Source organism: Chitinophaga sp. (genome assembly GCF_035761305.1).
Lineage (GTDB): Bacteria > Bacteroidota > Bacteroidia > Chitinophagales > Chitinophagaceae > Chitinophaga.
Genome location: NZ_DASTRI010000281.1, coordinates 1 through 11884 on the forward strand (window position 1 = coordinate 1; position 11884 = coordinate 11884).

Annotated in this window: 12 protein-coding genes; 7 read left to right on the forward strand and 5 right to left on the reverse strand. The window is 49.2% G+C overall.

Annotation, left to right across the window (positions count from 1 at the left end):
- The 3 genes from VFS25_RS23490 to VFS25_RS23500 all read left to right on the forward strand — a co-directional run.
- The coding region (locus VFS25_RS23490) for a sugar kinase (protein ID WP_326464623.1) at positions 1-766 on the forward strand (766 nt) is incomplete at its 5' end.
- 9 nt (positions 767-775) lie between these two features.
- Positions 776-1438, forward strand: coding sequence for a bifunctional 4-hydroxy-2-oxoglutarate aldolase/2-dehydro-3-deoxy-phosphogluconate aldolase (locus VFS25_RS23495; RefSeq protein ID WP_326464624.1), 663 nt, complete (start codon positions 776-778; stop codon positions 1436-1438).
- Positions 1439-1486: 48 nt separating this feature from the next.
- Positions 1487-2794 (forward strand): MFS transporter, encoded by a 1308-nt coding sequence (locus VFS25_RS23500; protein WP_326464625.1) that lies wholly within the window; start codon positions 1487-1489, stop codon positions 2792-2794.
- A gap of 121 nt (positions 2795-2915) precedes the next feature.
- On the opposite strand, the gene VFS25_RS23505 is transcribed toward VFS25_RS23500, so the two are convergent.
- Complete coding sequence (locus tag VFS25_RS23505; protein ID WP_326464626.1) at positions 2916-4562, reverse strand: altronate dehydratase family protein; 1647 nt, start codon at positions 4560-4562, stop codon at positions 2916-2918.
- A 196-nt stretch (positions 4563-4758) separates the two neighbouring features.
- On the opposite strand from VFS25_RS23505, the gene kduI reads away from it, so the two are divergent.
- The 4 genes from kduI (at position 4759) to VFS25_RS23525 (ending at position 8816) form a co-directional block, all read left to right on the forward strand.
- Positions 4759-5601, forward strand: coding sequence for a 5-dehydro-4-deoxy-D-glucuronate isomerase (gene kduI / locus VFS25_RS23510; RefSeq protein ID WP_326464627.1), 843 nt, complete (start codon positions 4759-4761; stop codon positions 5599-5601).
- An 86-nt stretch (positions 5602-5687) separates the two neighbouring features.
- Positions 5688-6452 carry an SDR family oxidoreductase gene (locus VFS25_RS23515; RefSeq protein ID WP_326464628.1) on the forward strand — a complete coding sequence of 255 codons (765 nt, stop codon included), beginning with the start codon at positions 5688-5690 and terminating at the stop codon, positions 6450-6452.
- A 50-nt stretch (positions 6453-6502) separates the two neighbouring features.
- On the forward strand, positions 6503-7561 hold the full coding sequence (locus tag VFS25_RS23520; RefSeq protein WP_326464629.1) for a LacI family DNA-binding transcriptional regulator: 1059 nt from the start codon (positions 6503-6505) through the stop codon (positions 7559-7561).
- 34 nt (positions 7562-7595) lie between these two features.
- The gene (locus VFS25_RS23525; protein ID WP_326464630.1) at positions 7596-8816 is read left to right on the forward strand and encodes a glycoside hydrolase family 88 protein; all 1221 of its coding nucleotides are present in this window, start codon (positions 7596-7598) and stop codon (positions 8814-8816) included.
- Positions 8817-9117: 301 nt separating this feature from the next.
- On the opposite strand, the gene VFS25_RS23530 is transcribed toward VFS25_RS23525, so the two are convergent.
- The 4 genes from VFS25_RS23530 to VFS25_RS23545 all read right to left on the reverse strand — a co-directional run bounded on the left by VFS25_RS23530 (position 9118) and on the right by VFS25_RS23545 (position 11824).
- Positions 9118-9795, reverse strand: a complete 678-nt coding sequence (locus VFS25_RS23530) for a response regulator transcription factor (RefSeq protein ID WP_326464631.1) — start codon at positions 9793-9795, stop codon at positions 9118-9120.
- Positions 9767-10600, reverse strand: coding sequence for a sensor histidine kinase (locus tag VFS25_RS23535; RefSeq protein WP_326464632.1), 834 nt, complete (start codon positions 10598-10600; stop codon positions 9767-9769). The genes VFS25_RS23530 and VFS25_RS23535 overlap by 29 nt, the downstream gene beginning before the upstream one ends.
- Complete coding sequence (locus VFS25_RS23540) at positions 10567-11241, reverse strand: hypothetical protein (protein WP_326464633.1); 675 nt, start codon at positions 11239-11241, stop codon at positions 10567-10569. Before VFS25_RS23540 ends, VFS25_RS23535 begins: the two co-directional genes overlap by 34 nt.
- A 121-nt stretch (positions 11242-11362) precedes the next feature.
- On the reverse strand, positions 11363-11824 hold the full coding sequence (locus VFS25_RS23545) for a hypothetical protein (protein ID WP_326464634.1): 462 nt from the start codon (positions 11822-11824) through the stop codon (positions 11363-11365).
- Between the last annotated feature and the right edge of the window lie 60 nt (positions 11825-11884).

Consider the following 11884-nt stretch of genomic DNA (forward strand, 5'->3'; position numbering starts at 1 on the left):
GTGGGGCGGCGACCGCATTGGCGCTTATTTCCTGGCGCAGGGCAGCGATCTGAAACACGCGGAAGTTGTATATGACCGCAAGTATTCTGCATTCAGCCAGCTGGAGCCTGGTACAACGGACTGGGATCAGCTGCTGGAAAATGCCGGCTGGTTTCACTGGAGCGCTATTACGCCGGCGCTGAGCGAGCAGGCGGCCAAAGTATGCAAAGAAGCCCTGGAAGCCGCCAAACGCAAGGGGCTTACAATTTCCACAGACTTAAACTATCGTAATAAGCTTTGGCAATATGCCAAACCATTCCAGGTAATGCCCGAGCTGGTGCAGTACTGCGATGTGATCATGGGCAACATATGGGCCGCCCACAATATGCTGGACACGGCGCTTGATACCGTGGCTTTGGAGCAGGACAGCAAAGAAGTGTACCTGGAGCAGGCAATAAAGGTAGCGCAGGAAATAACGGAGAAGTATACCTCCTGTAAACATGTTGCTTTTACCTTCCGTTTTTCCCAGGGGCCTACCCATAATCTTTACTACGCTACCTATTACAATAACGGGCAGCAGACCGTATCTAAGCAGTTTGAAACCAATGAGGTAGTAGACCGCGTTGGCAGTGGCGACAGCTTTATGGCCGGGTTAATACACGCGCTGCTGGAAGGCTTTGATGCGCAGCAGCTCATATCCTTTGCAGCCGGCGCCGCTTATTCCAAGCTGTTTGTAAAAGGTGATTTTAACCAAACCAGCAAAGCAGACATTTTAAAACTTATTTAGTATAAAGATATGGCACCTCAACCCGCAACAATTATCAAGGCATTTGAAAGCACCGGTATTATACCGGTATTTTACCACGACGATGAAGATGTTTGCATACAGGTAATGCAGGCCTGCTATGAAGCAGGCATCCGCGTGTTTGAATTTACGAACCGCGGAGAGCATGCCCGCCGCAACTTTGCGGCTATGCGCGATAAAAAGCTGGTAAGCATGCCGGACCTGTACCTGGGCATAGGCACCATTAAAAATGCGGCAGACGCCGAAACCTATACCGGGCAGGGCGCCGATTTTATTGTAAGCCCTATTATGGATGAAGCCATTGGCCGCTATTGCCGTAAAGAAAACATTTTATGGGTGCCCGGGTGTATGTCGCCTTCGGAAATTGCAGCGGCGGAAAAGCTGGAGGTGCCGCTGGTAAAGCTGTTCCCGGGAAATATCCTGGGCCCCGGGTTTGTAAAATCCATCAAGCCGCTGTTCCCGCAAATGAAGTTTATGCCTACCGGCGGCGTGGAGCCTACGAAAGAAAGCATTGGCGCCTGGTTTGAAGCGGGCGTGGTATGCGTGGGCATGGGCTCTAACCTGCTTGGAAAGCAGGTAATTGAAAGCCGGGACTGGAGCGGGCTGAGAGCTAAAGTGATGCAAACGTTTGCATTTGTGAATGCATTGCACTAAATTTAATCGACGATTACCGTTTGCTTCATAATTCCAAACTTATTTAGAATGAATTCCACAAGATCCGGAAACTACCGTTGGGTTATTTGCACGTTACTTTTTTTTGCAACCACCATTAACTACATTGACAGGCAGGTAATTGGTTTGCTGAAAGATGATTTGGAGATACAATTTCACTGGACAGAATCTGACTATAGCTATATAGTAATTGCTTTTTCTGCAGCCTATGCCCTTGGCCTGCTGTGCTTTGGCCGGTTTGTAGATAAAATAGGTTCCAAGCTGGGGTATACCCTTTCCCTGATAATATGGAGCGTGGCCGCCATGGCGCATGCCCTGGCCAAATCCACGTTAGGCTTTGGCGTAGCCCGCGCCGCACTGGGCCTGGGCGAGTCCGGCAACTTTCCGTCTGCCATTAAAGCCACTGCGGAATGGTTCCCGAAGAAAGAGCGGGCATTGGCCACCGGTATTTTTAATGCTGGCGCTAACCTGGGACCTGTAATAGCCCCGGCTATGGTGTACTGGATATCCAAAACACAGGGCTGGCAGCACGCTTTTATATGGACCGGCGCCATTGGCTTTATATGGCTTATATTCTGGTACATCCTCTACGATGCTCCCGCCAAAAGCAAACGGCTGTCACCCGAAGAATACGCCTATATACACAGCGATGGTGAAGAACACCAGGACGGCCCTGACGCAGAAGCCAACAAGATCAGCTGGTTAAGGCTGTTCCGCATCCGGCAAACCTGGGCTTTTGTATTTGGCAAGCTGCTGACAGACCCGGTATGGTGGTTCTTCCTTTTCTGGCTGCCTTCTTATATATCCTCTGCATTTGACGTGGATATGAAGTCTAATTACGGCCTGCCGATTATTGTAATATATACCATGGTTAGTATTGGCAGCGTAGGCGGCGGCTGGCTGTCCTCTTTCTTTATAAAGAAAGGGTGGCCGGTATTTAAGGCGCGTAAAACCTCCATGTTGCTGTTCGCAATATTTGTAATGCCGGTAATGCTTACGCAATATACCAACAGCATGTGGATGGCCGTGTCCCTGGTAGGTTTGGCGGCTGCTGCGCACCAGGCCTGGTCTGCCAACATCTTCACCACGGTATCTGACATGTTCCCGAAGTATGCAGTAAGCTCTGTGGTGGGTATAGGCGGCATGGCCGGCTCCATCGGCGGCATGCTGTTTCCGCTGCTGGTAGGTTCTATGCTGGATCACTACAAAGCGCTGGGCGACATAAATGTAGGTTATAACATCCTGTTTGTGATCTGCGCTTTTGCTTACCTGCTGGCCTGGGTAATTATGCACTTCTTTGCGCCGCGTATGGAGCAGGTAAAGATTAAAGAAGGATAAACACAAGTGACCACGAACAGCATGGCTGTATAAATAAAACAAAACGTCCCGGTTATACTGTAACCGGGACGTTCGTTTATACAATACTGTTGTTATTCGTTTAATATCCGGGGCAGCTGCCTTACAGGCTTACGCCGCGCTTCCAGGGAATAAAGTCGTCCTGGTGCAGCTTTTCTGCCTTGGTGATGGTTTCCCCGCTGGCAGTTTTAATTACAAACTCCAGTATTTCTTCGCCCATTTCAGCGATTGATTTTTCCCCGCTGATAATGCCGCCGGTGTTAATGTCAATAATATCCGGCATGCGCTGCGCCAGGCGGGTATTGGTAGCCAGCTTAATTACCGGCGCAATGGGGTTGCCGGTAGGGGTGCCGAGGCCGGTGGTAAACAGCACCACATTGGCGCCGGAGCCAACTTCCGCAGAGGTGGACTCTACGTCGTTACCTGGCGTGCAAAGCAGGTTCAGCCCGGGTTTGGTGGCATACTCCGTATAATCCAGCACTGCTACCACCGGTGAAGTACCGCCTTTTTTGGCAGCGCCGGCCGACTTAATAGCGTCGGTGATCAGCCCATCTTTAATGTTGCCGGGAGAGGGGTTCTGGTAAAACCCTGATCCTACCGATTCGGCCTTGCTTTCATATGCCCGCATAATACGGATGAATTTTTCCGCCGCATTATCAGACACACAGCGGTTAATCAGCTCCTGCTCCACGCCGCACAGCTCAGGAAACTCGGATAGGATGGATATGCCGCCCAATGCCACCAGCAGGTCGGAAGTATGGCCTACCGCAGGGTTGGCGGAAATACCGGAGAACCCGTCGGAACCGCCGCATTCCAGGCCTACTACCAGCTTGGAAAGCGGTGCGGGCTTCCGCTCTGTTTTGTTGGCTTCAATCAGCGCCAGGAAGGTTTCTTTAATAGCGGTGGAGAGCATGTTGAACTCCGATCCGCTTTTCTGCTGCTCAAACACCAGCACAGGTTTGTCCTGGGATGGGTTCAGCTTTTTCAGCGCTTCCTGTAAAATAGATACCTGCGCATGCTGGCAGCCCAGGCTAAGGATAGTGGCACCCGCAACATTAGAATGGTGAATGTAGCCGGCCAGCAGCGCGCACAGCGCCTCTGCATCCTGCCGGGTGCCGCCGCATCCGCCTTCGTGTGTCAGGAATTTAATGCCGTCAATATTCGGGAATATATGGCTGCGTGTAGCCGTTTCTGTTACCGAAACCGGCTGGTAGTTCTTAATGCCTTCCAGGTTGCCGTTTTTGTACAGGCCTACCAGGTCGCTTACCTGCTCGTTATATACTTCGGGCGGGGCAAAGCCCAGGCCTTTTTCAAAAGCGGTTTTAATAACTCCTACGTTCCTGTTTTCACAAAAAACCATGGGTATTACCAGCCAGTAGTTACGGGTGCCTACCTGGCCGTCTTTCCGGTGATAGCCCATAAATGTGCGGGTGGCAAACCTGCTTATATCGGGCGCCTGCCATTTTACGGAACCGTCTTTTTCATGGAAGGCGCTGGTATCATGCCGGATGTTGCTGGTAGTTATTACCTCTCCTTTGCGGATGAGGGAATTGGCTTTACCAACCAGCACGCCGTACATTACAACCGGCGCATCGGGCTGCAGATCGGTGATGGTGAATTTATGTTTTGCCGGAACATCTTTAACCAGCTCCAGGGAAGTACCGTTGAATTGAATATGGGTGCCTGTGGGAAGGTCCTGCAGCGCTACCAATACATTATCATCGGGGTGTATCTGTAAGTACGTGTTCATAATACTAAAGTAGCGAATATGTATTTTTGATTTTAATACTAAAATGTTAATCCTTGATAAGATTTTGACACGCTATCCCGCCTGGATAGCGTGCAAAGAAACTAATAAAGCAACAATCCCACCACTCAATTTATGCAAACGTTTGCAGTATTCATAAATTCGCGTTATCTTTCCCATACAATTCAAAATCAACAGTATGAATATAAAGGCAGCAACAAGGTACGCCAGCAGCCCGCAGGAGGCAAAAACCTGGGACACGGAACAAACCCGCCAGGCCCTGCTGATAGAGCAGCTGTTTGAAGCCGATGGCACACAGCTGGTGTATAGCCATTACGACCGTTTTATCACCGGCGGCATAATGCCGGTAAGCAAATCTGTACAGCTGGAGCCGGTAGACCAGCTGAAGGCGAAATACTTCCTGGAACGCCGGGAGCTGGGCATTATTAATGTAGGCGGCGCCGGCACTGTAAAGGTAGACGGTGAAGTGTTTGACCTGGATTTTAAAGAAGCGCTTTACATTGGCCAGGGCAAACAGGAAATTATCTTCAGCAGCAGGGAGGCAGGCAAACCCGCCAAGTTCTATTTCAACTCTACCCCTGCGCATACCAGCTATCCCACCCGCCGCATTACCAAAAAAGAGGCGGAGGTAGTAACGCTGGGCGCCCTGGAAACAGCCAACCACCGCACCATTAATAAGCTGATCGTGAACAGCGTGCTGCCTACCTGCCAGCTGCAGATGGGTATGACAGAGCTGAAGCCCGGCAGCATCTGGAACACCATGCCCGCGCATACGCACGACCGCCGTATGGAGGTGTACTTTTACTTTGAGCTGCCCCAGGGCCAGTCAGTAAGCCACTTCTGGGGCCAGCCGCAGGAAACCCGGCACATCTGGATGCAGAATGAGCAGGCGGTTATTTCACCGCCCTGGAGCATTCATGCGGGCGCAGGCACCAGCAACTACACCTTTATATGGGGCATGGCCGGTGAAAACCTGGACTACGGGGATATGGACGGCTGCGCCATTACTGATCTGCGATGAGCAACGCTTATGAACAATTCCGTTATGAAAAGGGGATGCAATACCTCTCTTACTTATTATGTTTCAACCTATAAAATAGCAAAAGCATGCAGGATCTATTTGACCTGAAAGGCAAAACGGCGCTGGTAACCGGCTGTAAAAGAGGTATTGGCCAGGCCATGGCAGTGGCGCTGGCGTCGGCCGGGGCCAATATTATTGGCGTTTCCGCCACACTGGAAAAAAGCGGCAGCGAAGTGGAAAAAGCCGTTACTGCACTGGGCCGCACCTTTAAAGCCTACCAGTGTGATTTTGCAGACCGTGATGCTTTATATGCATTTATAGCACAGCTAAAACAGGAGGCGCCGGTAATAGATATACTGGTGAACAACGCAGGCACTATTCTGCGCAAGCCGGCAGCAGAGCACCCGGATGAATACTGGGATGCCGTGATCAATACCAACCTGAATGCGCAGTTTATCCTTACCCGTGAGATAGGGAAGGGCATGCTGGCCAGGGGAAGCGGCAAGGTGATATTTACCGCTTCCCTGCTTACCTTCCAGGGCGGTATTAATGTGCCGGGCTATGCGGCCAGCAAGGGCGCTGTAGGTTCGCTGGTAAAGGCATTTGCCAATGAATGGGCCGGCCGGGGCGTAAATGTGAATGCCATTGCGCCGGGATATATTGCCACCGATAATACGGCCGCCCTCCGGGCAGATGAAAAACGCAGCGCCGCTATCCTGGACCGTATACCGGCCGGGCGCTGGGGCGAGCCGGAAGATTTTAAAGGGCCGGTTATATTCCTGGCATCCGCTGCTTCAGATTATGTGCACGGCACTATTTTAACGGTAGATGGCGGTTGGATGGGACGTTAGATAGGTAGTTAGCCACTTATTTCATAAATTCCACGAGCTAATTACAATACATGAGTAAACGATCTGAAAAAACCATCGTTGATATAGCAGCGGAGCTGAACCTGTCTGTATCTACAGTGTCGCGCGCACTAAACGACCACCCTAACATCAGCGTACGTACGAAGGAAAAGGTGAAGAAGATGGCGCGCAAGCTGGGGTACCGACCCAATGCGCTGGCAGCAGGTTTGCGGAATAATAAAAGTAAAACCATCGGGTTGATTATACCGCGCATTTCCATGTTCTTCCCCGCTACCATCAGCACCGTTATACAAAACAAGCTGCATGAGCATGGCTACAACCTGATCATCTGCCAGTCAAACGATTCCTACGAGCAGGAGGTAGCGCTGGTAAATACGCTGTACTCTGCCCGGGTAGACGGGCTGGCTGTTTCCACCACCCTGCACACAACTGATTTTTCGCACTTTGACATTTTTAAAGAGCAGCACATTCCTCTGGTATTCTTTGACCGGGTACCCCTGGAAAAGAACGTAAAGGTGATCAAGGGCGATGATTTCCTGGGCGGCTTTACCGCTACAGAGCACCTGGTTCAAAAAGGCTGTAAGGATATTGTGCATATTTCAGGCCCGCTGAGCTGCAGCCTGTATGTTGAGCGCGTGGCCGGCTATAAAAAGGCGTTGCAGCAATACAAGCTGCCGTTCAAAAAGTCGCGCATGTTTTACCAGGAGCTAACGCGGGAAAATGCCCTGAAGGCCTGCCAGCGCATATTTGCGCAAAAGCCTTACCCCGACGGCATTTTTGCCGCCAATGACACCACGGCCATTACCATACTGGAATACTGCCGCAATATAAACGTGCGGGTGCCGGAGGACCTGAAGATCATTGGTTACTCCAACGACCCCCGCAGCGCAATTATTACGCCTTCCATTACCTCCGTAGACCAGTCGCCGGAAATAATGGGAGAGCGTGTGGCTGCAGCATTATTGGAACTATTGAAATCGCCGGCGCCGCAAAAGCCGTCGGCTGAAATTATACCCATCCGGTTAATTGAGCGCGCTTCCTCCGCGGGTAAAAGTGCGGCCAAAGCAGCCGGTAAACCGGCGAAGAAATAGCCTATTGCAACTAAACAGATAAAAGAACCGCGAAATGAAAAAGTACTCAGGCAAACAAACTATTCAGCTGCTTACGGCAAGCGTGCTGCTGGCAGCATTTACCGCCCTGGCGCCGGTGCAGGCGCAAACAAAGAAAGCCAAACCCGCACTGGTGCAGCAGGCTAACCGCGCGCTGGACCTGGCGGTGAAACAATATAAGCTAATGGCGCAGCACCTGCCGGACGGCCAGCTGCCCCGCACTACCGGTAAAGACGGCAGCTTAATGACCTCAGGCCCCAACTGGTGGTGCAGCGGTTTTTACCCCGGTACGCTGTTATACCTGTATGAATATACGAAAGATGCTTCCCTGAAAGCAGAAGCGTTAAAGCGCATGGCCCTGGTTGAAAGCCAGAAAAATAACAAAGGCACCCACGACCTGGGCTTTATGATGTATTGCAGCTACGGCAATGCTTACCGCCTGTTCAAAGACCCGGCCTATAAAGCAGTGCTGCTTACCAGCGCCAGCTCCCTTTCAACCCGTTTTAATCCTACCGTAGGCTGTATTAAATCGTGGGATAACAAACAATTCACCTTCCCGGTGATCATTGATAACATGATGAACCTGGAGCTGCTTATGTGGGCCAGCCATACCAGCGGCGATGACTCGTTTGCCCGGATTGCAAAAACGCATGCCAATACCACCATGAAAAATCATTTCCGGCCGGACTACAGCTCCTATCACGTGGTAGACTATAATCCCAATACCGGCGGGGTGCTGAGAAAGATAACGCACCAGGGCGCGGCCGACAGCTCGGCCTGGGCGCGGGGCCAGGCCTGGGGCTTATACGGCTATACCATGATGTACCGGGAAACCAAAGACAAAGCTTACCTGAACCAGGCCAAACATATTGCAGATTTTATCCTCAACAATCCCACGCTGCCGGAAGATATGATCCCTTACTGGGACTTTGATGCTCCCGGCATACCCAATGTGCCGCGCGATGCCTCTGCCGGCGCCATAGCAGCATCTGCGCTGCTGGAGCTAAGCCGGTTTACCACCGGTAAAGATGCTGCCCGTTACTGGAATGCAGCGGAAAAAATGCTTACCAGCTTATGCGGCCCCGCTTACCTGGCGAAGGAAGGAGAGAACAATAATTTTTTGCTGATGCATAGCACAGGTTCATTCCCGCATCATTCAGAGGTAGATGTGCCGCTTAGCTATGCCGACTATTATTTTGTAGAGGCGCTGCTACGTTACAAGCACTGGGCGAAGTAATGCAATTACGAATTATTTAATTACGAATTGGAGCGGTGCTGTAAGGGGAAGGTATTGCTTTGAACAGCCGTGTATTTAATTACGAATTGTCAATTACGGATTACGAATTGAAAGCAATGCTGTAAAAGAGAATGGTTGTTTATTATGGCGTTATGTTATAACCAGTTGATAGTTTGATACTGGTAATAATGAGAATGCTAACAATATTGCCAATGCATTAAACTTACTACCGGCTTACAAACAAACACTTCATCAATACTGCATTTCCCCAATTCGTAATTCGTAATTAAATAATTCGTAATTAATTGCTTGTTATGTCTATCAGCCCGTATTTAATGCCGAATATTACCAGGCCTACACGGGTTTTTACTTTCAGCTTTTCACACAGGCTGCTTTTGTAATCGTCAATGGTGCGGGGGCTTACATACATTTTCTGTGCAATTTCCTTATAGGAAAGTTCGGTGCACAGCAGCTGCAGAAAATACTTTTCCTTGGGCGTAAGGTCTATTTTTTCGCTGACAGACAGCACATCTTTTTGCAGGCCGGAGATTACCTTACCGGAAATATAATCCGGCAGGTAAAAGTCTTTTTTAATGATAGAGTCAAAAGCATCTTTCAGGTCGTCCGGTTCCACATTTTTCATGATATAGCCTTTGGCGCCGGATTTCAGCATTTTAATGATCACGGATTCATCGTTCAGCATGGAGAGCGCCAGTACTTTGATCTGGGGAAAATGGTTATTGATCCAGGTAGCGGTTTCATACCCGTTCATACCGGGCATGTTCACGTCCAGTATCAGAATATCCGGCAGTTGTATTTCACGGCTGTTAATGATCTTTATCACCTCTTCTCCGCCGCTGGCTTCAAACAGCATAAAGTAGTCGTTGAAGGTGTTAATAAGCCTGCCAAGCGCTTTACGTACCAGCACATGGTCATCGGCAATAGCCACACTATATTTGGCTTTCTTCGTTGTGCTCATGGAAAGGTTGTTTATTTACGGGTATGGTTATGCGGATGGTGGTACCGCCATTTTTTATACTATTGATGTTACAGGTGCCGCCTATGAGGGCAGCTCTTTTCCGGATGTTCCGCAAGCCAAGGCCTTTAGAGTATTCTTTTTCCGAAAGGATACCAGGGTCAAATCCAATACCGTTATCCCGTATTTCCAGGTTAATGGTGTCGTTTTCGTGGGTTAAATGTATTTCCAGCTCGCTGGCCCGGGCATGCTTTACAATATTGTTCAACATTTCCTGTACAGTCCTGAACAGGATGGTTTCTGTCTGTGAATCCATCAGGTTCTGCACATCTGTAAAATTAAAAGAAGTTTTGTACAAATTTGTCCTTTCCAGCCGTTGCAGCTCAAATTCTATGGCTTTTACCAGTCCTATTTCTATAATGCGTTCTGTTTGCAATCCCTTGGAAAGATCCCTGAGTTCAGCAATGGCTTTTTGCAGCATTTTACGGCTTTCCTCTATGTATAAATGCGCTTCGCTACCGTTTTCTACCGGTACGGTCAGCAGGGAAAGGCTCACAAACGTGAGCGACTGGCCAATGTTGTCATGGATCTCCTGGGAAAGGTTGCCAAAAATGTTTTCCTGTATTTCCAGCTGTGTTCTCAAAAGCTCCTGCTCATATTTTTCCTCCATTAAGCGCAGCTCCTGCACCTGGGTAAGGCGGCTTTTCTGATTCAGGATCAGCATAATAACAATAAAGCCTACCAGGAAAAGCAGGAGGATAATGGTAGTGATGATTACGATGGCAACTTCCGGAAATTCAGACTGCATACGGATGATATACAAAACAAAGAATAAAGAATGATCGTCAGTACGGCGTTGATAGTGGAAAAAGTTTTATCAGCATGCGGAATATTGGCCACAAAGTTTACAATTCCCAGGTAAGGCACTGTTATCGCATTAAAAAACAGCAGTCCTGTTGCGATCCAGAAAGAGGGGTCCAGCAGCAGGCTTTCCCGGCCGGGGAATTTTATGCGCTGGTAAAAGTAATAGATGGAGCAGATCACCACTATCACCGCTCCTACAATATAGCTATAAGTACCGAAATGGCGCGGCCCCTGTATAATATAAATATTCAGGAGGGCAGCTATGGGGTAAAACAGCATGATCCAGGTAAAAATGTGCCTGGCGCGGCCTTCTTGTAAAAAAGAGCTTAGCAGGTAAATGACATAGGTAAAATGTACCACACCATACAGGTTATACAGGGTAAGATTATTCATGGCAGCCCTTTTGTAAGACCAACCTATGCACTCAATAATCAGGGTTAAAAAAAGGTAGCAGGTAAACAGCGGCAGGTAGCGGGGCGGGTTCTTTTTAGCCAAAGACACCAGGCTGAGCACCAGGCAAAGGAAAATGAAAATGATATAAACTGGAATTTCAGAGAGAAAATTAAGTAAATCCGTCAGGTACATAGTAGTTATTAAATACGGCGTCAAATTAGGAAAGTCAGGCGAATTAGCGCGGGGTAGCAAAAAAAACTGCCAGACAAATGTTTGCCTGGCAGTAATAAGTAGGTTCAGAAAAGGTTGTGCCTCAGGATTCTTTCGCTACAATAAAAGTAGGCAGGTCTTTTGTTGTACCGCCGCCACCAGGGCAGGTTGGAGGGCACAGGCTGCCAAAGTTGAATGCAACCACCTCCGGGCCCTTGGGTGTGGAAACATACAGGTCTTTGTTTTCGGTTTTACCTGTTTCGCTCAATTTTTGCTGTGTAGCTACAAATACGATGGTTTGACGACCGGCGTGTAAAATGTTCTCAGGATATGTGGAAGGATAAGCTCCGAAGTAAACGCGTACGCCATCAGCCCCCGCTGCAGCGGCCGTTTCCAGGTACTGCTTCAACTCATCCAGGCTGTACCAAACACTTAATGAGTCGGGTTTACCCAGATGCTTTGAATTCTCAATCCATCTCCCGGTACGATAGTTCTCACGAAGTTCATTTACATGTCGAGCATCCACGAATTTGCCCGCTTTATTGATTTGTTTAGTAGAGGACATAATCGGAAGTTTTAGGTTTAATGATCAAATAACTTCATAAAGCTATCTCAAATCTGATAT